Below are 24,472 nucleotides of genomic sequence, written 5' to 3' on the forward strand. Positions count from 1 at the left end.
GGCCAGCGAGTCCCGGCGCTCCTCGTCACTCATCCCGCTGCTCCTCGTCGTTCCCGCCCAGGTCGCCGTTCCCGCCCGGGTCGCCCGTCGCGTCCACGTCCACCTGAGCGGTCCCGGTACGGGCCGGCAGGGGGTCGCCCGGCCCGCTCGCGGCCAGGTCGGCGAGGTCGCTCGCGGCCAGGTCGGCGGGGTCGCTCGCGGCCAGGTCGGCGGGGTCGCCGGCGTACTCGTCGATGTGCAGATCGGTGCCGCCCTCGGCGGGGCCGGTCCAGCGTACGGTCAGCTCCTCCAACGCCTGCTCCTGCACGAAGGAGACCAGCCCCTGCCGGTACAGCTCCAGCAGCGCGAGAAACCGGGCCACCACCTCCAGGGTGATCTCGCAGTCGGCGCAGAGCTGGGCGAAGCTGGCGGTGCCGGCCCGGCGCAGCCGCCCCGTGATGATCTCGGCGTGCTCCCGGACGCTCACCCGGACCATGTGCACGTGGGCGATGGACACCTCGGGCGTCGGTTTCGGGGTCATCGCCTTGATGGCCAGCTTGAGCAGCCGTGCCGGGCCGATGCCGAGCACCAGGTCGGGCAGCGCCTCGGCGTACCGGGGCTCCAGGGTGACCGCGCGCGGGTAGCGCCGGCCGCCGACAGCCTCCAGTTCGGCGATGTGCGCCGCCGCCTCCTTGTACGCCTTGTACTGCAGCAGCCGGGCGAAGAGCAGGTCCCGCGCCTCCAGCAGGGCGAGGTCCTCCTCGTTCTCCACCTCGGCGGCCGGCAGCAGCCGGGCCGCCTTCAGATCGAGCAGGGTCGCGGCGACGAGCAGGAACTCGCTGGTCTCGTCGAGGTCCCACTGGTCGCCCATCGCCCGGATGTAGGCGATGAACTCGTCGGTGACCCGGTGCAGCGCCACCTCGGTCACGTCGAGCTTGTGTTTGCTGATGAGTTGGAGCAGCAGGTCGAAGGGGCCGGTGAAGTTGACCAGCCGGACGGTGAAACCGCCGCGCTCCCCCGCCGGCTGCGGTACATCGGCAGAGTCCGTCGGCAGCGGCGCGGGGGCCTCGGCGGTCAGCTCGTCGGCCGGCATCACCTCGGCCGCCACCACGGGCGGCTGCCGTGGCGTCGGAGGCGAATCGAGGGGTGGCGCGGTCACCGGAAGACCGTAGTCCACGTCGCGGCCGTCCAGCGCTCCGGCTACCGCTCCGCCTGGGCGGCGATCACCTCGCGGGCCAGCTGACGGTAGTTGCGGGCCCCGGAGGACGCCGGGTCGAGGGTGGTGATGGGCGCGCCGGCCACCGTGGACTCGGGGAACTTGACCGTCTTGGTGATAACGGTCTGGTAGACCTTGTCGCCGAACGCCTCAACCACCCGCTGGAGCACCTGACGGCAGTGCGTGGTGCGGCTGTCGTACATGGTGGCGAGAATGCCCTCGAGTTCGAGGTCGAAGTTGAGCCGCTCGCGCACCTTGTCGATGGTGTCCAGCAGCAGCGCCACGCCACGGAGGCTGAAGAACTCGCATTCGAGCGGGATGAGCACACCGTGTGCCACGGTCAGCGCGTTGATCGCCAGCAGGCCCAGCGAGGGCTGGCAGTCGATCAGGATGTAGTCGTACTCCTTGCGGACCTGTTTGAGCACCCGGGCCAGGGCCATTTCCCGGGCGACCTCGTTGACCAGCTGGATCTCGGCGGCGGAGAGGTCGATGTTCGCCGGTAGCAGGTGCAACCCGGCGACGTCGGTCTTGATCAGGACGTCCTCGGCGGTCACGTCGTCCTGCATGAGCAGGTTGTAGACCGACAGGTCGAGGTTGTGCGGGTTGACGCCGAGACCGACGGAGAGCGCGCCCTGCGGGTCGAAGTCCACCAGCAGCACCCGGCGGCCGTACTCGGCGAGCGCGGCACCCAGATTGATGGTGGTGGTGGTCTTGCCGACCCCGCCCTTCTGGTTGGCCATCGCGATGATCCGGGCCGGGCCGTGCCGGTCGGTGGGCATCGGCTCCGGGATGGGCTTGCGCATCGTGTAGGCAGCCGGGTCCGCCGGGCCCAGGTCCGCACCGAGCGACGCCTGCTGTTCGCGGAGCTCCGACGTCCAGGCGTCGGCACGGTCACCGTTGCCAGCCATGTCCTTCGTTGCCCCCTCCCGACGACCACCCGGCGTCGGAGCTGTCCGACGTCCTTCGCGGCGCCGCTGCGCACCCCGGTTGTCGCCCCAGGAGGTCCGCGCCGATGCCGACTGTACGCCACGGACCAGCGACGCGTTCGGTACCGGTCCGGCGTGTCGGCCGTTCCGGCCGCTCGGCGCACCGCCGTCCGGTCAGCCCCGGGCCCGTGGGTGGGCGGTGGCGTAGACCTCGCGCAGCCGGTCCACGGTCACCAGAGTGTAGACCTGCGTGGTGGTCACCGAGGCGTGGCCGAGCAACTCCTGCACCACCCGCACGTCGGCGCCGCCGTCGAGCAGGTGGGTGGCGTACGAGTGTCGCAGGGTGTGCGGGGAGACCGCCTGCGGACCGGTCACCGGCAGACCGGCCCGTTCCGCGGCCCGGCGCAGGACGGTCCAGGCGCCCTGCCGGGTCAGCGCGCCGCCCCGGGCGTTGACGAAGACCGCCGGGGTGCCCCGCCCGACGGCCACCAGCCCCGGACGGGCCCGGACCAGCCAGGCGCGCAGCGCCGCCACCGCGTGCCCCCCGATCGGGACGAGCCGGCTGCGGCCGCCCTTGCCGCGCAGGAGCGCGGCGCCCTCGTCGATGTCAAGGTCGTCGACAGCAGCGCCGACCGCCTCGGAGATCCGCGCGCCGGTGCCGTACAGGAACTCCAGCAGCGCCCGGTCGCGCAGCGCGAGAGCCGCGCCGTCGCCGGCGGCGGTGACCGCCCCGGCGGTCTCCAGCAGGCGGACCACGTCGTCCACCGGCAGCGCCCGGGGCAGCCGCCGGGGCGGGGTTGGCGGGCGGACGTCCCGGCTGGGGTCGGCGCCGGCGAGCCCCTCGCGCAGCGCGAACCGGTGCAGCCCGCGAACCGCCGACGCCGCGCGGGCGGCCGACGACACGGCCAGGGGTGGGTGCCCGTCGTCCCCGGCCCGCAGCCGCGCCAGGTGGGCCTCCACCTGCCCGGCGTCGACGGCGGCCAGGTCGGTCACCCCGGCCGCGACCAGGGTGTCGAGGTAACGTGCCAGGTCCCGTCGGTACGACGAGAGCGTGTTCGCCGACAGCCCCCGCTCGACGGTGAGGTGGTCGAGGTAGCCGCGGACGGCACGACGCAGGGCCGGCGCGGGTTGCCCGCCCGCGCCGGCCCTCTCCCGGAACCCGGTCAGCTCAGCGCCTCGGCCAGCGGCAGGACGTCCAGGCCGTGCGCCTCGGCGACCGGGCCGTAGACGACCCGCCCGTCGTGGGTGTTCAGGCCCAGCGCGAGCGCCCGGTCGTTGCGCAGCGCCTGCCGCCAGCCCTGGTCCGCCAGCTCCAGGGCGTACGGCAGGGTGACGTTGGTCAACGCGTAGGTGCTGGTGTTCGGCACCGCGCCGGGCATGTTCGCCACGCAGTAGAAGATCGAGTCGTGCACCCGGTAGACCGGGTCGGCGTGCGTGGTGGGCCGCGAGTCCTCGAAGCAGCCGCCCTGGTCGATGGCGATGTCGACCAGTACGCTTCCCGACTTCATCCGGCTGACCAGCTCGTTGGAGATCAGGGTCGGGGCCTTCGCGCCCGGCACCAGCACCGCGCCGATGACCAGGTCCGCGTCGAGCACCGCCTTCTCGATCTCGTACGCGTTGGAGGCGACCGTCTGCAGATGGCCCCGGTAGATGGCGTCGGCCTGGCGCAACCGGGCCACGTTCTTGTCCAGCAGCAGCACCTCGGACTGCAGGCCCAGCGCGATCGCGGCGGCGTTCATGCCGGACACGCCGGCGCCGATGACCACGGTCTTGGCCGCGTACACGCCGGAGACGCCGCCGGGGAGCACGCCACGCCCGCCGCCGGTGCGCATCATGTGGAAGGCGCCCACCTGGGGGGCGAGCCGGCCGGCCACCTCGGACATCGGGGCGAGCAGCGGCAGCGACCGGTCGGGCAGCTCGACGGTCTCGTACGCGATGCCGGTGACCCTGCGGTCGACCAGCGCGTCGGTGCACTGCTTCGAGGCGGCCAGGTGCAGGTAGGTGAAGAGCACCTGCCCCTCGCGCATCCGGTGGTACTCCTCGGCGATCGGCTCCTTGACCTTGAGCACCAGCTCCGCGGTGTCCCACACCTCGTCCGCGCTGGCCAGGATCTTGGCGCCGGCCGCGGCGAACTCGTCGTCGGTGATGCTCGACCCGACGCCGGCGCCGGACTCGACGAAGACCTGATGGCCGTGGCGGACGAACTCGTTGACGCCCGCCGGCGTGATCGCCACGCGGTACTCGTGGTTCTTGACCTCGCGTGGGATTCCGACCTTCACGATCAGACACCTCTTTCCGGGGCTGCTCGTCCCCGACTGCGCGGCCCCGCGCCGGCCCCTTTGCCGGCGCGGTCGACCGGTCCCGCCGGCAGTCTAGGCGCGCCGCCTCGCCCCGGGAATGTGACACCCGGTGCCCGTTGTGCGTGACGATGTGTCAGGCGCACGCCGGCGTTCACCCTCATCGTCGCACCGTCCGACCGCCGCCGCCCGGAACCGCCGGCCGACGACGTCGGGGCTCCATGTCACGAGACGCGGCGAAAGCGGGGTGACCTCACTCCCGGAGACCGCACCTCGCCGCACACTGCGACGACACGCGTGCGGGGCCGGCCGGGCGGCCCCGCACGCGTATCCGGATCAGTCCGGCAGCGGGGCGTCGGCCCGGCGCAGCACCGACCAGCGGGCGTCGCGGGCCCGGGCGGCGGCCAGCAGCCCGGCCACGCACGGACCGTTGGTGATCTCCCCGGCGAGCGCCATGCCGACCGCCTCGTCGAGGTCGAGCCGGACGATCTGGATGTCGGCCTCCTCCTCGCGCCGCTGGTGTCGCTGGTCGACGGGGACGTCGGCCAGGTCACGGGCGAGGAAGACCCGGACCAGCTCGTCGGAGAAGCCCGGCGAGGTGTGCACGTCCACCAGCAGGTCGAGGGTGCCGGCGGTCAGGTCGGCCTCCTCGGCCAGCTCCCGCGCCGCGGCGGCCGGCAGCTCCTCGCCGTCGACGTCCATCAAGCCGGCGGGCAGCTCCCACAGGTGCCGGCCGACCGGCTGCCGGTACTGCCGGACCAGCACCACCTGGCCGGCGTCGTCGAGCGCCACCACGGCGACCGCGCCGACGTGCCGGACATAGTCGCGCGTCGCGGTGCCGCCGCCCGGCATGGTCACCTCGTCGGTGACCACGTCGAAGATCCGCCCCTGGTACCGCTCGGTGCGGGACCGAAGCTCGTAGCGGTGCTCGACGGCGCTCACGACGCCGAGGCCGCCGGCACCGAGGCGCCGTTGCGGGACGCCTTGTCCGCCGCCGGAGCCGCCGGGCTCTCCGCCACGTGATCCAGGTCGACCGGAAGCTGGTCGGCCTCGGAGTATGCCACCGCCGCCTTGACGAACGCCGCGAACAGCGGATGCGGGCGGGTCGGGCGGCTCTTCAGCTCCGGGTGCGCCTGGGTGGCCACGAAGAACGGGTGCAGGTTGCGGTCCAGCTCGACGAACTCGACCAGCCGGCCGTCCGGGGAGGTGCCGGAGATGTGCAGGCCGGCCTTGGTCAGCTGCTCCCGGTAGGCGTTGTTCACCTCGTACCGGTGCCGGTGCCGCTCGCTGACCTCGGTGCTGCCGTACGCCTCGGCGACGACGGAGCCCTCGGCCAGCTTCGCCGGGTACGCCCCGAGCCGCATGGTGCCGCCCAGGTCGCCCTTGCCGGCGACGATGTCCTCCTGGTCGGCCATGGTGGCGATGACCGGGTGCCTGGCCTCCTCGTCGAACTCCAGCGAGTTCGCCCCGTCCAGGCCGGCGAGGTGACGGGCCACCTCGATGGTCATGCACTGCAGGCCGAGGCAGAGGCCGAGCAGCGGCACGCCGTTCTCCCGGGCGTACCGGGCGGTGCCGATCTTGCCTTCGATACCGCGCACGCCGAAGCCGCCGGGGATGACGATGCCGTCCACGCCGGCCAGGGCCGCCGTCGCGCCGGCCGGGGTGACGCAGTCGTCGCTGGGCACCCAGCGCAGCTGCACCCTGGCCCGGTGGCCGAAACCGGCGGCCCGGATCGCCTCGCTGACCGACAGGTACGCGTCGGGCAGGTCGACGTACTTGCCGACCACCGCGACGGTGACCGTGTGGTGCGGCTGGTGCACCCGGTCGAGCAGGTCGTCCCAGCGGGTCCAATCGACGTCGCGGAAGGACAGGCCGAGCCGGCGCACCACGTACGCGTCAAGGCCCTCGCGGTGCAGCACCTTGGGGATGTCGTAGATGCTCGGCGCGTCCGGTGCGGCGGTGACCGCCTCGCGGTCCACGTCGCAGTAGAGGGAGAGCTTCTCCTTGACCTTGTCCGGGATGTCCCGGTCACAGCGCAGCACCAGCGCGTCCGGCTGGATGCCGATGCTGCGCAGCTGCGCCACGGAGTGCTGGGTGGGCTTGGTCTTCAGCTCGCCCGACGGCGCCAGGTACGGCACCAGGGACACGTGCAGGTAGAAGCAGTTGTCCCGGCCCAGGTCGTGGCGGACCTGACGGATCGCCTCCAGGAACGGCAGCGACTCGATGTCGCCGACCGTGCCACCGACCTCGGTGATCACCACGTCGGGGGTGTGGCCGTCGGCGTCCGGGTCGGCCATGCCGAGGATCCGTGCCTTGATCTCGTTGGTGATGTGCGGGATGACCTGCACGGTGTCGCCCAGGTACTCGCCGCGCCGCTCCTTGGCGATCACGTCGGAGTAGATCTGGCCGGTGGTGACGTTCGCCTTGCCGGACAGGTCCCGGTCGAGGAACCGCTCGTAGTGCCCGACGTCGAGGTCGGTCTCCGCGCCGTCCTCGGTGATGAACACCTCGCCGTGCTGGAACGGGTTCATCGTCCCCGGGTCGACGTTGAGGTACGGGTCGAGCTTCTGCATCACCACGCGCATGCCGCGCGCGGTCAGCAGACTGCCGAGGCTGGAGGCGGTGAGGCCCTTACCCAGCGAGGAGGCGACGCCCCCGGTGACGAAAATGTGCCTGGTCGTCCGTGCTGAAGGGGCCAAGGCCTGCTCCCGTGTCGTCCGTAGCGGTCGTGCGAACCGCCGTGCCGATCAGCAGAGTGATCACGCGATCCACGGGATTCCACGGTAACACCTCCCCCGGCCGGGTTCGGCGGTGCACCCGACCCGGTACGCCCCGCAACCGCGGGTCAACGCGGCGCGACCTCGGCCGAGGACCGGTCCACGGGGTCGGGGGTCCGGGCCGGGGGCACGACCGCTCCCCCGGAACGGGCCTCGCCCTCCCTCGCCGCTCGGCCGCCGTCGCGCTCCCCGCCGGCGTTGTCCCGGTCCCGCTCGCCGCTGGTGCCCGCGCCGCCGGTATCGTCCCGCTCCCCGTCGACGCTCTGGCCCGACGCCGCGTCGGCGTCGTCGCCGGCCGCCGGGACGGGCCTCCGGTCGGCGCCGCCGGGCAACCCACCGCCGCCCGGCTCGTCCGGCCCGTCGCCGCGCGGCCGGCTCTCGCCCGGCCGGGTGCGGTCGGTGGAGTGGTCGAGCACCCGCAGCGAGGCCAACGCCGCCATCGGCACCACCAGCGCGCCGGCAGCGCCGGCCACGTCCAGGGCCGCGCCGCCGAGCACCCCGCCGATCACCGACGCGACCGTGGTGCCGGCCATCGCCGCACGGAGAGCCGGGTAGATGCCGAACAGCCGCATCAGCCCGCCCCACGGCTGGAGCAGGGCGAACCAGACCAGCAGGGCACCCAGCACGGCCAGCACGGTCAGCGGGCTGTTCACCAGCGTCTCGAAGTTCGCGGTGCTGGACCGGTGCAGGGTCAGCCCACCGGTGCCGTCGCCCAGGGCGGTGAGGAACCGCCCGAGGCTGCCCCGTTCCTCGGCCGGGCGACGCACGTCCATCACGGCGTACCCGATGGTCAGTGCGAGGCCGGCCATCGTCGCCCAGACCAGCCGGCTCACGGTCAACCAGCCGCCGGTGCTGATCGCCGCCGCCACCGCCACGCCGGCGGTCAGGGCCACCGCGCCGATCGGGTCGCCGCCCAGGTACGGGCTGCCGACCACCACCAGGGCGGCGCCGCCGACGGCGACCATCACCATGGGCCGCCACTCGCGCCGGACCCGCTGGGCGAGCCAGCCGGCGCTGAGCAGCGCGGCGGCCAGGAACACGCCGAGGCCCACCGTGCCCAGACCGGAGAACCGGCCACCTTCCAGCGCGGAGTAACCGACCACGCCGTTGAGCTGCAACCGGGCCCCGCTGAGCACGTCCGCGCCGACGATCAGGGTGGCCAGCCCGGCAACCGCGCCGAGCGGCCCGAGGGTCCGCTCGTGACCGGGGGCGAACCGCACCAGCACGGTGGCCGCGGCGATCAGGGCCGCGGTCACCAGCGCGAACCACCAGCCGGCGTGGTCGCCGCGCCACCAGGGGACCGCGTCGGCCAGCAGCGCGACCGGGACGGCGAGGGCGACCGCGACCAGCAGCAGTTCGACGGTGGCCACCACCCGTCGGGAGACCGGCGGCGGACCGTGCGGGCCGGCATGCCGGCGAGCCCGGCGCAGCAGCGGCAGCACGGCGACGAAGAGCGCCACCTCGGCCAGGGCGAGCAGGGTGAAGAACCAGCCGGCCACGGTCCGCTGCGCACCGGCCTCCCGGTCGGCGTCGGCGGTGGCGGTGATCGCGGCAGCCAGGTCATCGGGCCGACCGTCGACCCGGACCGCCGGCCGACCGAGGAACAGCCGTTCGGGCATCGGCCGACCGAGCGCGGACAGCGCGGTCGGCGCCAGGTCGATCAGTTGCAGGTAGCCGTCCCGGGCGGTGCTGGCCGAGGTGAGCCAGCCCTTCTCCCAGCCCGGCCCGTCGGCGACCGCGACGTGCAGCCGTGCCGGCGCGGAGGTGTCGGCGACCCCGGCCACGACCACCAGGGAGCGGGGCGGACGGGCGGCCAGGACGGTGGCCAGGGCGGCGTCGACCTGCCGCGCCTCGGCGGCCCGGGTGGCCGGGTCGTCGGCGGTGACACTGCCGAGGTCGACGATGCTGAGCACGCAGGAGCCGAGCAGGTCGGCCGGGTCGGCGGGCAGTTCGGCCGCGTACCGGTCGACCCGGCCGAAGGGGCGGGCGGCGGCGACGGCAGCGCCCGGACCGATCGCCACCGAGCAGCGCACCGACTCCGACAGCGACCCGGGCACCGCCCCCCAGGGCAACCGATCCTGGTTGTGGGCGACCACGCTCTCCTGCTGCGGCAGGTTCGCGCCGATCCGGTCCGGCTGCTCGACGGTGACACCGGCGGGCGGGCAGGCTCCCGGCGGGCGGCTGTCGTTCCAGGCGGCGTAGCTGCCCGCGCCGAGGGTGATCCAGCCGTCGACCGGGCAGGTCGGGCGGCGGGCGGAGCGGGTGGACAGCGACCCGATGGAGCCCTCCCGGGCCATCCGCCACAGCGTCGGGGTGCTCTGCGGGTCGACGTCCTCCCAGCGCAGGCCGGCGACGCCGACGAGCACCACGAAGTCGGCGGTGCGCCGGGGGGCGGTTCTGTCCGGGCGGGCCGCCAGCGCGGTCACGCCCAGCACCACCACCAGCAGGGTGAGCAGGACCAGGGGAAGTCTGCGCAGCATCACCGGCGTCCCGTCGACGGGGTGTCCGCGTCGGGGGTGGCCGGCCCGGCGTGGTCGGGGGCCACCTCCATGTAGAGGGCGACCAGGGCGGCGACGGTGTCCTCCTCGTCGGGCCAGGTCGCGGCCCGTTCGGTGCCGCGCCGGGCCAGGTCGGCCCGGAGGCTGGCGTCGTCGAGCAGGCAACGCACCGCCGCGTCCACCGCGTCGACGTCGCCCGCCGGCACCAGCAGCGCGGCGTCGCCGACCAGCTCCGGCAGCCCACCTACGGCGGTCGCCACCAGCGGGACACCGGCCCGCAGCGCCTCCTGCGCGAAGAGCTGCCGGGCCTCCCAGTCGCTGGTGACCACCGCCACGTCGGCGCCGGCTAGCAGGTCGGCCACGTCGGTGCGGTGGCCGAGCAGGGTAACCGGCGCCCGGGCGGCGGAGATCCGGGCGGCCAGTTGCAGGTAGGCCGGTCCGCTGCCGGCGACCACGACGACCGGGGGCGGGATACGGACCCGCCAGCGGGCCGCCGCGTCGACCAGCACGTCGTACCGTTTCTGCGGGTGCAGCCGGCCGACGGAGAGGATCAGCGGCTGGTCGGCGGCGACGCCGAACTCGGCTCGGACGGCGGCGCGGCGCCGGCGCGGCGCGGGCAGCGGCGGAGCGGCGACCGGGGCGAACCGGGCGTCGGCGGCGCCCAGCGCGGCAGCCCGCGCCACCAGGTCGGTGGAGGCGCCCAGCGCCACCCGGACGGACCGGGCGACGATCCGCTCGGCGAGCCGGGACAGTTGCCCACGCAACCCGCCGGCGAGCACCGCGTTGTGCCAGGTGACGACCACCGGTGCGGCGGGTCGGGCGAGAGCGGCGACCAGCCCGGCGCGTAGTCCGTGGGCGTGCACCACCTGGACGGTCTCGGCGGCCAGGGCCCGGCGCAGCGCGGCGACGGCCCGGCTGTCGGCCGGGGTGGGGCTCGCCGGGATCTCCACCGGCGTGAACCGGGCTCCGACGCCGTTGAAGTCGAACTGGTCCTGGGTGGCGGCGGGCCCGCAGACCAGCACGGAGGCCCCGGCGGCGGTGAGGCCGCGGGCCACCGAGCGCACGTGCTGCCCCACCCCGCCGGTGCTGGAGGCGAGCAGCAGGACCACCGTGCCCGACCAGCGGGCTGGCGAGGTCGCGTCGGTCATGGGGACACTGTCTCCTTCCCGTCGCCCCGTTCGCCAGAGCTGCCGTCCGGCGGCCCGGGTGGGGTGTGCCGGTGCCGGACGCCGAGCCGGCGCAGCACCCCGGCGAGCAGCGGCTGCACGTCGGGCCGGTCGGTCAGCCAGGCCACGGCGAGGAACACCGTTCCCACCACGACCCCGGACAGCATGCCCTGCGCGAGCGCCTCCGATGTCGTCGGGGTGCCGTCGCCGGCGAGCCAGCGGGCGGCGTACCAGCCGGCGGGGGCGGCGAGCGCGGTGGCGACCAGCCCGGCGGCGGCGGCCCGACCCGACCCGACCAACGCGGGCACGCCGGCGACCCGGGCGACCGCGGCGAGCAGCAGCCCGCCGAGGAGCAGCATGCCGAGGGAGTTGGCCAGGGTGACGGCCAACACCCGGTCGGCCCGTGGCAGCAGCGCGGCCAGCGGCACCGCCGCCAGCGGCACGGCGAGCCAGCCGACGGTGATGGCCACGGTGGCGACCCGGGTGGCGCCACGGGCGTAGAGCGCGCGTGAGAGCACCGCGAAGAGCCCGTAACCGACCAGGCCGGGAGCGAACCCGATGATGCCGGCCGCGGTCTGCGCCGCGCCCAGCGGGAAGAACGACCCGACCGCCTCGGCGGTGCCGACCAGCGCGGCCGTGCCCAGGAAACTGAACAGCAGCACACCGCGCACCGCCGGGGCCAGCGTCCGCCGATAGCCCGCCTCGTCGCCGCCCGTGGCGGCCGTGGCCAGGGCCGGGTACGCGGCGACGGCGAGCGGCACCGCGAGCACCGCCCAGGGCAGCAGGTACATGGTCTGCGCCAGGTTGTAGACCTGCGGCGAACCGGTCGGCCCGCCGGTGACCCGGTTGAGGATGACGACGAGCGCGAGCTGCTGGGCGGTGACGGTGACGGCGCCGGCCGCCGCCAGTGCGCCGACCCTCGCCCGGGCCTCGGCCGGGAACCCGTACCCGGGGCGCGGCCGCAGCCCCAGCCGGCGCAGCGGGACCAGCAGCGACAGCGACAGCACCACCACGCCGAGCGTGGTGCCGCCGGAGAGGATCAGCTCGCCGCCGCGACTCACCTCGGCGATGTTGGCCTCCCGCCCCTCGGCGGCGCCGAAGACCAGGTACACCACGATGACGGTGAGGCTGGACAGCAGCGGCGCGATCACCGGCCAGGCGAAGCGCCGGTGCGCCTGGAGCACGCCGGTCAGCACGATGCCGACGCCGTAGAGCGGCAACTGCGGGGCGAAAACCCGCAGCATCCGGGCGCCGGCCGCCAGCTCGGCCGGGGAACGGGCCTCGCTGATCAGCCCGACGATCGGGTCGGCGAAGAGCGCGACCAGCGCCGCGAGCGGCACCAGCAGGGTCAGGGTCCAGGTCAGCAGCGCCCCGGTGATGGCGGCCACCGTCCGCCGGTCACCCTGCTCGACCGGGTTGGCCAGCAACGGTACGACCAGGCTCGCCAGCGCCCCACCGGCCACGATCTCGAAAATGATGTTGGGGACGGTGTTCGCGACGACGTACATGCCGCCGAGGTCGCTGCGTTCGACGACCCAGCTGAACACAGCGGTACGGCCGAAGCCGGCGAGGCGGGCGACCACGGTGAGGACGGCGATGAGGGCGGCCGCTCCGGCGACGCGGCCGGCGCCGGCGAGGGGTGCCGGTCTGATCACGTCAGTCGGATCGCCGACCCAGCTCGTCCAGCTCGCGCAGGCCGGGGGTGCGCTGGATGACGGCCGTGAAGCTGACCTTCTCGCTGGCGGCGGTGAGCCCGGCGAGCACGGCGAGGATGCCGGCCCGGCCGACCGGCCCGGTGCGGGCGGCCATGGCCACGCCGAGCAGCGCGCCGAGAGCGTTGGCGCCGCTGTCACCAACCATCACCCGCTCGTCGAGGTCCTCGCCGAGCAGCCCGGACGCCGCACCGACGGCCCCGGCGGCGATACCGCCGTGCGGGCCGGTCGTCAACGGAACGCCGAGCAACAGACCGGACTTGAGCGCCCGGCCGGGACGCAGGTCGAGCAGGTTGAGCAGGTTCGCCGTGCCGGCCACCACGCCGGCACCGAGCAGCACGTCGACGGTGCGGCCGAGAACGCCCTGCCGCTGCCGGCGGCGGTGCGCGGCGACCCGGGGGTCGGCGGCGAGCAGCGCCGCCGCGCCGAGCCCGGCCGCCCCGACACCGACGACCTTCACCACACCGGCGGTGACCCGTCCTTCGCGCAGCGCGGCGAGGTGACCGGTGAACCCCTTGGCGGCCTTCTGCTCCGGGCGGGCGCCGACCACGTCGTCGTAGAGGCCGACCGCGCCCGAGCCCAGCCCGGCGACCAGGGCGGCGGCACCGGCAGGGCCGCTGGACGCGCCGAGCGCCCCGGCGCCGGCAGCGCCGACGGCGAGGGCTGGGCCGGCGGCCAGGGTGACGGTACGGCCGCGGAAGTTGCTCCGTTCCAGCGCCGGCCCCACCGGGGCGGTACGGATCTCCCGCAGCGTGTACCGGGCGGCGGCGACGCCGGCAGCGGCGACCAGCAGTCGCCCGATCACGCTCACGCGGCGCCTCCGGTCGGCACGTGCGGTGGGATTCCGGTCACCGGGGTACGTCGTTCGCTCACTGGGGCAGTCTAGGCAGCAGATCCGCGGCGTTGTCACCGACGCCGTACTGGCCGGCCTTCTTCTCGGTGAGCTGCTGCACCAGGGCGAGGACGGTGACCAACTGGCCCTGGACGCTGTTGGCGTTGTCGACGGTGGAGATGGTCTGGGCCAGCACCGGGTCGCCGCGGACGATCGCCACCAGGTTGCCGCCGGACGAGCCGTTGCCGGCGACGACGATCGCGCCGGTACGGTCGAACTGCTCGGCGACCTTCACCACCGACTCGTCCTTCTTCGCGGAGTCCTTGTCGATGTAGGGCTGCCCGCTGACCACCACGACAGCCTCGGCCGGGCCGCTGATCTGCTTCTCCGCCGTCACGTAGCCGGCATTGGAGTACGCGGTCAGCACCGCCCTGCGGTCCGCCTCGGTCACCGCCGCGGCGCCCTGGGGCCGGTCGAGCAGCACGCTCGCCAGCAGGGCGCTGGAGGTCTCCACCCCGTTGCCGTTGCCAGGCAGGGACGAGGCCGGCGCGGTGGGTCGGGCGGCGGTGACGGCCAACTCCATCAGGTTGGTGTTGTTGTCCGGGTTGATGAACTTGTCCTGGATGTCGACCCGGCCGGTGATGTCGGCGCCGGCGGTTTCCAGCAGCTTCAGCACGCCCTCGGTGTGGTCCTGGCCGGTCGGCATTCGCAGCACCAGCACCCGCTTGCCGGCGAGCTTGCCCGGCAGGAACACCTCCGCCATCTGCGCGGCGTACTCCTCTTCGAGCTCCAGTTCCCGCTGCATGCTGTTGACCGACTGGCGCATCAGCTGGTTGTCCTTGCGCAGCCCGTTGACGGTCTCCTTGAGGGAGTCGGCCACCGGGCCGTTGAGGGCGGCCGTGCCGACCACCAGGCCGATCGCCAACGCCAGGAAAACCGCGGTCAGGGACACCACGTGGTACCGGAAGTTGATCACGCTTGCAGCCTCTTGATCGGTCGGGAGCTAGAAGAGCTGGCCGAGCTGGAACACCAAATTGTCCCACCACTCGGAGACCACGCCCAAATACGCCTTCCCGACGGTGGAGACCGCCACCGCGGAGGCCATCGCGGCGATCGCCGACAGCACCAGCAGCAGCAGGGACGAGCCGGAGATGCTCTGCCGGTAGAGCCGGCTGACGCCCTTGGCGTCGACCAGCTTCCCGCCGACCTTGAGCCGGGTGAGGAAGGTGGACGCCATGCCGCCGCGCCCCTTGTCGAGGAACTCCACCAGCGTGGCGTGGGTGCCGACGGCGACCAGCAGCGAGGCGCCCTTCTCGTCGGCCAGCAGCATCGCCAGGTCTTCGCTGGTGGCGGCGGCCGGGAAGGTGATCGCCGGCACACCGAGCCCGGTGACCCGGGGCAGGCCGGGGGCCCGTCCGTCCGGGTACGCGTGCACGATCACCTCGGCGCCGCAGCGCAGCACGTCGTCGGTGACCGAGTCCATGTCCCCGATGATCATGTCGGGGGTGTAGCCCGCCTCGACCAGCGCGTCCGCCCCGCCGTCCACGCCGATCAGCACCGGCTTGAACTCCCGGATGTACGGCCGCAGCACGTCCAGGTCGGCCTTGTAGTCGTACCCCCGAACCACGATCAGGCAGTGCCGACCCTGGATCTGGGTCTGGATGTCCGGTACGCCCACCCCGTCCAGCAGCAGGTCGCGCTCCTGCCGCAGGTAGTCCATGGTGTTGGCGGCGAACGCCTCCAGCTGGACCGACAGGCCCTCCCGGGCGTCGGCCATCGCCTTGGCCACAGTTTCGGCGTCCTGCAGCTCACCGTGCGCCACCGGCTCCTCGCCGACGAACACGGTGTTGCCCTCGATCCGGACCGTGTCGCCCTCCCGGACCCGCTCGAAGATCCCCTCACCCAGATCGTCCAAGAGCGGTATGCCGGCACCCACCAGCACCTCAGGCCCGAGATTCGGGTAGCGGCCGGAAACCGACGGTTTGGCGTTGAGAACGGCGGCGACGCCGACGGCGACCAGCGAGTCGGCCGCCACCCGGTCGAGGTCGACGTGGTCGATCACCGCGATGTCGCCGGGGCGGAGCCGGCCGACCAGCCGCTTCGTACGGCGGTCCAGGCGTGCGGTGCCGAGGACTGAGCCCGGTTCCGCGTTCCGGCTCCGGCGCAACGTGGGTAGACGCATCGTGACCATCCTGGCATGTGAGGCAGGCTTCTCTGTCGCGACATGCCTGAGCAGGGCCGCCTACCCAGGGAAGCACACCAGAGCGCAGGCCGGTGTGCCTCCGCTCACAATAGTGCCGTCAGGGCCGCTTTTCCTTGGCCGCGACGGCCAGGAGCTCCTCGGCATGGGCGATACCCAGATCGGAGTCGGGCAAACCCGCGAGCATCCGGGCCAGTTCACGGGCCCGCTCGGTGTCCTCCACCACCCGCACGCCGCTGGTGGTCACCGCGCCGCCGGTGTCCTTCGCCACCACCAGGTGCCGGTCGGCGAACGCGGCGACCTGCGGCAGGTGGGTAACGACGAGCACCTGGTGGCTACGGGCCAGCCGGGCCAGCCGGCGGCCGATCTCCACCGCCGCCTGGCCGCCGACCCCGGCGTCCACCTCGTCGAAGACCAGCGTGGGCGGCCCACCGGCACCGGCGAAGACCACCTCGATGGCGAGCATCACCCGGGACAGTTCACCGCCGGACGCACCCCGCTGCAACGGCAGCGAGGGCGCGCCCGGGTGCGCCAGCAAACGCAGCTCCACCTCGTCGGCGCCGTCCGGCCCGATGCCGGCCTCGGTGCCGTTGACCGTCAGTGTGGGCTCCGACCTGCCCACCGACCGGGGCACCACGGCAACCTCGATACGGGAGTGCGGCATGGCCAGCCCGGCCAGCTCCACGCTGACCTGGTCGGCGAACCGGGTCGCCGCCTCCTGCCGGGACGCCGAGACCCGGCCGGCCAGGTCGGCCACCTCACCGGCGAGCCGGGTCGCCTCCCTGTCCAGCTCGTCGAGCAACTCGTCGGAGGTGTCCAGGTCGGACAGTCGGGCGTGGGCCCGCTGCGCCCAGGCCACCACGCCGTCGACATCGTCGGCGTACTTGCGGGTCAACGCGCGCAGGGCGGCCCGCCGTTCGTAGACGGCCTGCAACCGGGCCGGGTCGGCGTCCAGCGCCGCGAGGTACGCCGACAACTCGGCGGAGACGTCCGCGACCAGGGTGGCCGCCTCCTCCAACCGGCCCGCCAGCTCGCCGAGCGCGGGGTCCGTGCCGGCCTGCGCCTCCAGGGTGCGTCGGGCCGTGCCCAGCAGCGCCGTCGCGTCCGGCGTGTCGTCGGCGGCCTCCACCCCGCCGGCGACGCACTGGTGGGCCAGTTGTGCGGCCGTCCGCAGCCCTTCGGCGTGCTCCAGCCGCTGCGCCTCGGCCTTCAGCTCGTTGTCCTCGCCTGGCTGCGGATCGACCCGGGTGATCTCGTCGAGGCCGAGCCGCAGCAAGTCGGCCTCCTGGTGGCGGGCGCGGGCGTTGCGCCGCCGGTCGGCCAGGTCGTCGACCACGTGCCGCCACCGCGCGAACGCCTCGCGCAACGCGTCGAGCAGCTTCTCGTGCTCCGGGCCGGCGAAACGGTCCAACGCGGCCCGCTGCTCGGCCGGGCGCAGCAGGCGCAGCTGGTCGGACTGGCCGTGCACGGCCACCACCTGCTCGCCGACCTCGCCGAGCATCGACACCGGCATGCTCCGCCCGCCCAGGTGCGCCCGGGACCGACCCTCCACCGTGACCGTACGGCTCAGCAGCAGCGAGCCGTCCTCGTCGGGCTCCCCTCCGGCGTCGACGATCCGGGCGTGCACCACGTCGGCGACCCGACGGTCCAGGCGCAGCCGCCCCTCGACCACGGCACGGCCTGGCTCGGCCCGGACCCGCCCGGCGTCGGCCCGGCCGCCGAAGAGCAGCCCGAGACCGGTCACCACCATGGTCTTGCCGGCACCGGTCTCGCCGGTGATGACGTTCATCCCGCCGGCCAGCGGCAGCGTGGTGTCCTCGATGACGCCCAGTCCGGTGATGCGCAGCTCTTCCAGCACAGCACCCGACAGTAGACGCGGGCCCCGACAGTTGCCAGCCGGCACGGTCCGGCTGTGCACATCCGGTCAGTCGCCGGCTGCCGGACTCACCGAGCCGGTCGACCTGTCACCGCCGGCTGCCCCGCCACCCTTGCACCGGCAGGCCGAACTTGGCGACCAGCCGGTCGGTGAACGGCCGGTCCCGCAGCCGGACGATACGCACCGGCAGCGCGCCGCGCCGCACCGTCACCCGGGCTCCCGGCGGCAGGTCGAACACCCGTCGACCGTCGCAGCACAGCACCGCGAGGGTGGTGAACGGGTCCACGGTGATCGCGAACGTCGAGTCGGGCGCGGTCACCAGCGGGCGGCTGAACAGGGCGTGCGCGCTGATCGGCACCAGCAGCAGCGCCTCCACCTCCGGCCAGACCACCGGACCGCCACCGGAGAAGGCGTACGCGGTGGAGCCGGTGGGGGTCGCACAGACCACCCCGTCACAGCCGTACCGGGACAGCGGCCGACCGTCCACGTCGACGAGCAGCTCCAGCATCTGGGCCCGCTCGCCCTTCTCCACGCTGATCTCGTTCAGCGCCCAGGACTCGATGGTCGGCCCGCCGTCGAACTCGGCGGTCACGTCGAGGGTGAGCCGTTCGTCCACAGTGTAGTTACGTCCCACGACGTCACGGACGGCGACGTCCAGGTCGTTGATCTCGGCCTCGGCGAGGAAGCCGACCTTGCCGAGGTTGATGCCGAGCAGCGGAACCTTCGCCGGGCGGGCCAGCTCGGCCGCGCGCAGGAAGGTGCCGTCACCACCGAGGGCGAAGACGATCTCGGCTCCCTCGGCGGCCTCCGGCCCGGCCATCGGCACGACGCCGGGCAGGTCGAGGTCGTCGGCCTCCTCGGCCACCACCCGCACCTCGAACCCGGCGGAGATGAGGTCGGCGGCGACCGCCCGGGCGTGCTCGGTGCTACGCCGGCGACCGGTGTGGGTCACCAGCAGGGCGGTGCGGCTCACCGGTCCACCCGCCCGTGGGTGGCGGGGCTCACACAGTCGCTGACACTCACCGGACCAGCCTCTCGTATCCGCTCACCGGGCTGCGCTCGTCGCTCACCCTGACACCTCTGGAGCATCCGCCAACGGCGGAGCGCCGAAGGGCGCCGAGCCCTCGGGCCCGGCGGCCACCACCGCGCGCACCCGCTCGGGATCAGCCGCCGGCGCGCCCTGGCGTAACCATACGAAGAACTCGACGTTGCCGCTCGGCCCCGGCAGCGGACTCGCGGCCACGTCGGCCAGTCCCAGGCCGAGCTGCGCCGCCGCCGCCGCGACGTCGAGCACCGCCTCGGCGCGCAGCGCCGGATCGCGGACCACTCCGCCGGCGCCGACCCGTTCCTTGCCGACCTCGAACTGCGGCTTGACCATCAGGGCCAGGTCGCCGTCGGCGCGGGTGCAGCCGGCCAGCGCCGGCAGCACCAGGCGCAGCGAGATGAAGGACAGGTCGGCCACCGTCAGGTCGACCTCGCCGCCGATCGTCTCCGGGGTCAGGGTACGGACGTTGGTCCGCTCGAAGACCCGCACCCGGTCGTCGTTGCGCAGCGGCCAGGCAAGCTGGCCGTAGCCGACGTCCACCGCCACCACCTCGGCGGCACCGCCGCGCAGCAGCACATCGGTGAAGCCGCCGGTGGAGGCGCCGGCGTCGAGGCAGCGCCGCCCGCTGACGGTCAGCCCGGCCGGGGCGAACGCGGCGAGCGCGCCGGCGAGCTTGTGGCCGCCCCGCGAGACGTACCCGGCGGTGGGGTCCTCCCCGGTGACCAGCAGCGGGTCGGCGGGGTCGACCATCGCGGCGGGCTTGCGCGCCGGCACCCCACGTAGCTGGACCCGGCCGGCCTCCACCAGCGCGGCGGCCTGCTCCCGGGAGCGGGCCAGACCGCGACGGACGAGTTCGGCGTCGAGGCGGGTACGACGTGCCATGGGGTGGTTCTCCGGTCGGTCAGGTCTGGTCGATGGTGGCGAGGGTCTCCCGCAGTGTCTGGTACGCCACCTCGTACTGGGCGATCTGGTCGGCCGGGGGCAGCCCTTCCGCGTTGACCATCGCCTGCACGGCGGCGTCCACGGCCGGGTGGTGCGCCTCGTCGACCTCATCGGGGGTTCCGGAACCCGCAAGCGGGCCGGGGCGCGGACCGGGCCGAGCGCCGAGCGGCGGGCCGGGCCGGATCGGGCCGCTCACGACCGCCTGCCGCGCGCGCACCCGCCGGTCATTCCAGACCACCCGTGGTCCGCTTGCGCGGCGCGGCCTTCTTCGCCGGCTCTGCCGCCGGGGTGTCGCCCGAGGCGGTGGAGATCACGGCGGGCGGCCTCTTCGCCACAGCCTTCTTCGCCACAGCCTTCTTGGCCACCGCCTTCGTGGGCGAGGGAATCGGCACGGACCCGCCCGGCGTGCCGGCGTCGCCTCCCGCGTCCGCCGGCGCACCGGGCCCGGGCAGATCGACGGGGGAAGCCGGGGGCGTGCCCGGGCCGCCCTTGGTCTCGCGGAGCTGGTGTTCCAGCTCGTGCACCCGGCGGGTCAGCTCCGCCACCTCGTCGGCCGTGGCAAGCCCCACCGCGCCGAGCGCCCGGTCCACCTCGAAGCGGACCAGCTTGGTCAACGCCTCCCGGTTCGCCGCGCCGGTGGAGACGAGTTCTTCAGCGAGCGCCTGGAGCTGGGCGGCCGTGGCGCCACTCGTCCCGACGAGTCGCCGCACGGCGTCCTGGGCCTTCTTCCGGGGCGCCTCCGTCAGGCCCATGGCCAGCTCGAGGTAGGCGCGCCACGCGTCCTGCATGACTGAGTCCTTCCGCGGGGCGAGATGTGCGGGTCTCACGCTACCGGGCGCCCCGGACCGCCCCTTGCGGTACGGTGCCGGGGAACGGCGTGGCGTGACGAGGGAGACACTGTGGCCAGCGTGGACGAGTGCCGGCAGGCGTTGCGGGATCTGGCGGCCCGGCTGGACCGGCACGCCGACATGCAGGGCAGGATCGACCTGGACCGCACCCTCGCCTGCCGGGTCACCGACCTGGACACGGCGTTCCACGGCCGGCTCGTCGGCGGGCGACTGGTCGACCTGGGCGACGGGGACGACCCGAAGGCCAGGATCGCCCTGGTTACCAGCAGTGACGACCTACTCGCCCTGGTGCACGGGCAGCTTGACATCGCCAAGGCGGTCGCCTCCCGCCGGGTTTCCATCAAGGCCAACCCGTTCGATTTGGTGAAGCTTCGCAAACTGCTTTGAACGAACCGCCCGCGGACGACGCCCCCGGCCTGTCGGGGGCGGTCGACGCCGGTTGGCCCGCCGTCGGTGACCGGCCCGGCCGCACCTGGCAGGAGGTCGACGGCTTTCGGCCGGGTGACCGGAGTGCTCGACGACGGTCAAGCCCGCAAGCCGAGCGCCTCGAGGGCCCGCTCCGCCTCCGGGGTGCCCGGCCGCACGTCCGGCGTCGGTTCGACGGACCAGGCTGCCGCACAGAGCACCGCGAGGGCGTCCAGCGGGCGTCCCGCACCGCGTAGCTCCAGCCCGCCGCCAGTCACGGTCGTGGACCAGCCGCCGGCCTCTGGCTTCCCCGGCACCGCGACGACGGACGCCGGGTCGAAGAGCCCGGCGAGGTCCTTCGCCACGTACGTCGGCCGCCGTCGCTGCGGCGCGGCCAGCAGCTCGGGTACGTCGCTGACGCCGGTCAGCACCAGCAGGCTGTCCAGGCCGGCGCGACGGGCTCCCTCGATGTCGGTGTCCAGTCGGTCGCCGACCACCAGGGTTCGCCCCTGTCCCGCCCGGCGAGCGGCGGTCGCGAACAGGGCAGGCTCCGGCTTGCCGACAACCATGTCCGGCGCCCGGTCCAGCGCGTGGCGCAGCGCCGCCACCAGCGAACCGTTGCCGGGCAGCGGACCACGACCACTGGGCAGTGTCCGGTCGGTGTTGGTGGCGATCCAGGTCGCACCGGCCCGGACGGCGACCGCCGCCTCGGCCAGGTCAACCCAGCCCACCTGCGGGCCGTACCCCTGGACGACCGCCACCGGCGACCCGTCGGCACCCGTTACGGGGGTGAGCCCGACGGCGCGGACCTCGGCCCGCAGCGCCTCCGCGCCGACGACGAGCACCGGGGCGCCGGCGGGGAACCGGTCCCGGAGCAGTTCGGCGGCGGCGGCCGCAGAGGTCAGCACCTCGTGCGGCGAGGCCGGCACACCCATGCCGGTGAGCAGGTCGGCGACCTCGCTGGAGCGCCGGGAGGCGTTGTTCGTCGCGTACGCGACCGAACGGCCCTCGGCGTGCAGCCGACCAACCGCCTCGACCGCGCCGGGGATCGGCCGGTCGATCAGGTAGATGACCCCGTCCAGGTCGAAGACGACCAGTGAGTACCCGTCGACCAGCCGGTCCCCGGCGATCCCGCTCATCGCTGGCCCGGCTCCGACTCGTCGTCGGCCGCCGGCTGCGCGGCCGGACCGTCGGCCCGGAACTCGACCTGGGGCGCCCCACCGGACGCGGCCCGGTCGGCGACCGGCGCGGCCCGCTCGCCGGTGACCTGCTCGCCGGTCAGCTCGTCACCGTCGAGGTCGTTCTCGTCCTCCTCGTCCTCACTGTCGAGATCGTTCTCCTCGTCCTCGCCAGTGAGGTCTCCGGCGGCGACGGTCACGTCCCCGTCGGGTCGGGCCGGAACCGCGCCAGGGGTTCCCGGACCCGCAGCGATCTCCTCGGCCGTCTCGTCGTCGTCCTCGTCGCCCTCGATCAGCACCCCGTCGAGTTCGAGCAGCCGCTCCGCGGCGTCGGTCTCGCCGTCGGTGTCCACGCCGGCCGCGCGGGAGAACCACTCCCGGGCCTCTTCGCGGCGGCCGACCGCCAGCAGCGCGTCCGCGTACGCGTAGCGCAGCCGGGCCGTCCACGGCTCGGCCGGGTCGGCGGTCAGCTCGGGAACCTGGAGCATCGCGACCGCAGCGTCCTTCTGCCCGAGATCACCCCGGGCGCCGGCTGCCACGATCAGCAGCTCGATCGCCACCGCCTGGTCGAGCTTCGCCCGGTCGGCACCCCGGAACAGGTCGATGGCCCGCTCCGGGCGCCCCAGCGCCCGCTCGCAGTCAGCCAGCACTGCCAGGTGGCTCTGCAACCCGGTCATGCGGTGGTAGGTACGCAGTTCGGCGATAGCGGTCTGCCATTCTCCGGCGTGATATGCGGCCAGCCCGACTGCCTCGCGTACGGCGGAGATCCGCGAGGCCAGCCGCCGTGCTGCCATCGCGTGCGCCAGCGCCAGCGCCGGATCCTCGTCGATCAGCTGGCCCGTCGCGACCAGGTGCCGAGCGACGGTCTCCGCGACCGGCTTGTTCAGCGAGAGCAGCTCGGCGCGGACGGCGGTGTCGAGGTCGGTCGCGACGATCTCGTCCGGCAACGTCGGCTCGGCCACGCGGGCAGACTCGACCTCATCCTGGCGGCCCCGGTCCGCGCCGAAGCCCTCACGGCGCTCCTCGGACCCGCGCCGGTCGTCGCGGCGCGGCCGGTCACCGTAGCCGCCGCGTTCGCCACCGCGCTCCGGTCGGTCGCCGCGGAAACCGCCTTCCCGGCGATCACCACCACGGAAGCCGCCCTCACGACGGTCACCGCCACGGAAACCACCCTCACGGGGACCGGACCGAAAGCCACCCTCCCGCGGCGCCTGGCCTTCCCGGCGGTCGCCGCCGGCGTAACCGCCCTCACGGCGCTCACCACCGCGGAAACCGCTGTCCCCCTCGCGACGGAAACCGCGCTCACGGTCGCCACCCTCACGGCGGTCAGCGCCCCGGTAGCTGTCGCCGTCCCGGCGGAAGCCACCCTCACGACGGTCACCACCACGGAAGCCACCCTCGGGGCGGTCCCCACCACGGGAACCACCCTCACGGCGATCCCCGCCACGGAAGCCACCTTCACGGGGGGCGTCACCATCCCGACGGAAGCCGCCGGGTCGCCCGTCGCCGTCGCGCGGCCCCGAGCGGAAACCACCCTCACGACGGTCACCGCCACGGAAGCCACCTTCACGGGAGGCGTCACCATCCCGACGGAAACCACCCTCGCGGGGCCCCGAGCGGAAACCACCCTCACGGCGATCCCCGCCACGGAAGCCACCCTCACGGGGGGCGTCACCATCTCGACGGAAGCCGCCGGGTCGCCCGTCGCCGTCGCGGGGCCCCGAGCGGAAACCACCCTCACGCCGGTCACCACCACGGAAGCCACCCTCGGGGCGGTCCCCGCCACGGAAGCCACCCTCGCGGGGCCCCGAGCGGAAACCACCCTCACGGCGATCCCCGCCACGGAAGCCACCCTCACGGCGATCCCCGCCACGGAAGCCACCCTCACGGGGGGCGTCACCATCTCGACGGAAGCCGCCGGGTCGCCCGTCGCCGTCGCGGGGCCCCGAGCGGAAACCACCCTCACGGCGATCCCCGCCACGGAAACCACCCTCGGGGCGATCCCCGCCACGGAAACCACCCTCACGGGGGGCGTCACCATCCCGACGGAAACCACCCTCACGGCGATCTCCGCCACGGAAACCACCCTCACGGGGGGCGTCACCATCCCGACGGAAGCCGCCGGGTCGCCCGTCGCCGTCGCGCGGCCCCGAGCGGAAACCACCCTCCCGCCGGTCGCCGCCCCGGAATCCGCCGCCGTCGCGGCCACGGTCGCTGCCGTGGCCGCCGCGCGGACCGCCCCGGTCGTCACGATCTCCCCGGTACGGGGGACGATCGTCCCGCCGCGGGCCGGCGCTACGCCCCTGGGGACGGCCCGACCGGTCCTCGTCACGACGCGGACGGTCTCCGCCCTGCGGTTCTGAACTCACAGGTACATCCTTCCTCATTGCGCCACCAATGGCGCTACGCAGTCGAGGGCCGACCCGAATGGGCGGCCCTCGACTGGAAGATTGTCCGGCGGTGTCCTACTCTCCCACACCCTCCCGAGTGCAGTACCATCGGCGCTGGAGGGCTTAGCTTCCGGGTTCGGAATGTGACCGGGCGTTTCCCCTCCGCCATGACCGCCGTAACTCTA

General features: G+C 74.0%; 21 protein-coding genes and 1 rRNA gene. 2 read left to right on the forward strand and 20 right to left on the reverse strand.

The genetic code is table 11. The features are described 5' to 3' along the window. Positions 1–25: 25 nt before the first annotated feature. The 17 genes from E1193_RS16150 to E1193_RS16230 all read right to left on the reverse strand — a co-directional run bounded on the left by E1193_RS16150 (position 26) and on the right by E1193_RS16230 (position 20,254). Complete coding sequence (locus E1193_RS16150; protein WP_165945751.1) at positions 26–1,156, reverse strand: segregation/condensation protein A; 1,131 nt, start codon at positions 1,154–1,156, stop codon at positions 26–28. A 23-nt stretch (positions 1,157–1,179) separates the two neighbouring features. After that, positions 1,180–2,103 carry a ParA family protein gene (locus E1193_RS16155; protein ID WP_132184017.1) on the reverse strand — a complete coding sequence of 308 codons (924 nt, stop codon included), beginning with the start codon at positions 2,101–2,103 and terminating at the stop codon, positions 1,180–1,182. A 192-nt stretch (positions 2,104–2,295) separates the two neighbouring features. Next, positions 2,296–3,288 (reverse strand): site-specific tyrosine recombinase XerD, encoded by a 993-nt coding sequence (locus tag E1193_RS16160; RefSeq protein WP_132184034.1) that lies wholly within the window; start codon positions 3,286–3,288, stop codon positions 2,296–2,298. Continuing rightward, positions 3,285–4,400 carry an alanine dehydrogenase gene (gene ald / locus E1193_RS16165; RefSeq protein ID WP_132184018.1) on the reverse strand — a complete coding sequence of 372 codons (1,116 nt, stop codon included), beginning with the start codon at positions 4,398–4,400 and terminating at the stop codon, positions 3,285–3,287. The genes E1193_RS16160 and ald overlap by 4 nt, the downstream gene beginning before the upstream one ends. A gap of 354 nt (positions 4,401–4,754) precedes the next feature. Continuing rightward, on the reverse strand, positions 4,755–5,360 hold the full coding sequence (locus E1193_RS16170) for an NUDIX hydrolase (protein ID WP_132184019.1): 606 nt from the start codon (positions 5,358–5,360) through the stop codon (positions 4,755–4,757). Then, complete coding sequence (locus E1193_RS16175; RefSeq protein ID WP_132184020.1) at positions 5,357–7,117, reverse strand: CTP synthase; 1,761 nt, start codon at positions 7,115–7,117, stop codon at positions 5,357–5,359. The genes E1193_RS16170 and E1193_RS16175 overlap by 4 nt, the downstream gene beginning before the upstream one ends. Positions 7,118–7,263: 146 nt before the next feature. Next, complete coding sequence (locus tag E1193_RS16180) at positions 7,264–9,675, reverse strand: hypothetical protein (protein WP_243707704.1); 2,412 nt, start codon at positions 9,673–9,675, stop codon at positions 7,264–7,266. Further along, a complete protein-coding gene (locus E1193_RS16185; protein WP_132184021.1) occupies positions 9,675–10,841 on the reverse strand; it encodes a glycosyltransferase family 4 protein in 1,167 nt (388 codons plus the stop codon). The genes E1193_RS16180 and E1193_RS16185 overlap by 1 nt, the downstream gene beginning before the upstream one ends. Then, positions 10,838–12,514: a lipid II flippase MurJ gene (locus E1193_RS16190; protein WP_132184022.1), complete on the reverse strand. Its 1,677-nt coding sequence runs from the start codon at positions 12,512–12,514 to the stop codon at positions 10,838–10,840. Before E1193_RS16190 ends, E1193_RS16185 begins: the two co-directional genes overlap by 4 nt. Position 12,515: 1 nt before the next feature. Then, positions 12,516–13,382: a hypothetical protein gene (locus E1193_RS16195; protein WP_132184023.1), complete on the reverse strand. Its 867-nt coding sequence runs from the start codon at positions 13,380–13,382 to the stop codon at positions 12,516–12,518. A 58-nt stretch (positions 13,383–13,440) separates the two neighbouring features. Beyond that, positions 13,441–14,379, reverse strand: coding sequence for a copper transporter (locus E1193_RS16200; protein ID WP_132184024.1), 939 nt, complete (start codon positions 14,377–14,379; stop codon positions 13,441–13,443). 27 nt (positions 14,380–14,406) lie between these two features. Further along, entirely contained in the window at positions 14,407–15,585 is a 1,179-nt protein-coding gene (gene steA / locus E1193_RS16205; protein WP_132184025.1) for a putative cytokinetic ring protein SteA, read from the reverse strand. A 118-nt stretch (positions 15,586–15,703) separates the two neighbouring features. Further along, the gene (gene recN / locus E1193_RS16210) at positions 15,704–17,461 is read right to left on the reverse strand and encodes a DNA repair protein RecN (RefSeq protein WP_132184026.1); all 1,758 of its coding nucleotides are present in this window, start codon (positions 17,459–17,461) and stop codon (positions 15,704–15,706) included. 106 nt (positions 17,462–17,567) lie between these two features. After that, positions 17,568–18,452, reverse strand: a complete 885-nt coding sequence (locus E1193_RS16215) for an NAD kinase (protein WP_132184027.1) — start codon at positions 18,450–18,452, stop codon at positions 17,568–17,570. Positions 18,453–18,545: 93 nt separating this feature from the next. Beyond that, on the reverse strand, positions 18,546–19,406 hold the full coding sequence (locus E1193_RS16220) for a TlyA family RNA methyltransferase (protein WP_132184028.1): 861 nt from the start codon (positions 19,404–19,406) through the stop codon (positions 18,546–18,548). Between the two features lie 19 nt (positions 19,407–19,425). Then, positions 19,426–19,662, reverse strand: coding sequence for a hypothetical protein (locus E1193_RS16225; RefSeq protein WP_132184029.1), 237 nt, complete (start codon positions 19,660–19,662; stop codon positions 19,426–19,428). Positions 19,663–19,690: 28 nt separating this feature from the next. After that, on the reverse strand, positions 19,691–20,254 hold the full coding sequence (locus E1193_RS16230) for a hypothetical protein (protein ID WP_132184030.1): 564 nt from the start codon (positions 20,252–20,254) through the stop codon (positions 19,691–19,693). A 111-nt stretch (positions 20,255–20,365) separates the two neighbouring features. On the opposite strand from E1193_RS16230, the gene E1193_RS16235 reads away from it, so the two are divergent. After that, positions 20,366–20,701 carry an SCP2 sterol-binding domain-containing protein gene (locus tag E1193_RS16235; RefSeq protein WP_132184031.1) on the forward strand — a complete coding sequence of 112 codons (336 nt, stop codon included), beginning with the start codon at positions 20,366–20,368 and terminating at the stop codon, positions 20,699–20,701. 137 nt (positions 20,702–20,838) lie between these two features. Here E1193_RS16235 and E1193_RS16240 read toward each other — a convergent pair whose 3' ends face one another. Both E1193_RS16240 and E1193_RS16245 read right to left on the reverse strand, forming a co-directional pair. Further along, positions 20,839–21,858 (reverse strand): HAD-IIA family hydrolase, encoded by a 1,020-nt coding sequence (locus tag E1193_RS16240; protein ID WP_132184032.1) that lies wholly within the window; start codon positions 21,856–21,858, stop codon positions 20,839–20,841. Continuing rightward, a complete protein-coding gene (locus E1193_RS16245; protein WP_243707707.1) occupies positions 21,855–22,691 on the reverse strand; it encodes a tetratricopeptide repeat protein in 837 nt (278 codons plus the stop codon). The genes E1193_RS16240 and E1193_RS16245 overlap by 4 nt, the downstream gene beginning before the upstream one ends. 57 nt (positions 22,692–22,748) lie before the next feature. Here E1193_RS16245 and E1193_RS31915 point away from each other — a divergent pair, with 57 nt between their 5' ends. Beyond that, on the forward strand, positions 22,749–24,260 hold the full coding sequence (locus tag E1193_RS31915) for a hypothetical protein (RefSeq protein ID WP_165945752.1): 1,512 nt from the start codon (positions 22,749–22,751) through the stop codon (positions 24,258–24,260). Positions 24,261–24,349: 89 nt separating this feature from the next. Here the strand turns inward: E1193_RS31915 and rrf are convergent. Continuing rightward, positions 24,350–24,466, reverse strand: a 5S ribosomal RNA gene (rrf, locus tag E1193_RS16250). Positions 24,467–24,472 lie beyond the last annotated feature (6 nt).

It is taken from the genome of Micromonospora sp. KC606, assembly GCF_004348675.1.
Lineage (GTDB): Bacteria > Actinomycetota > Actinomycetes > Mycobacteriales > Micromonosporaceae > Micromonospora.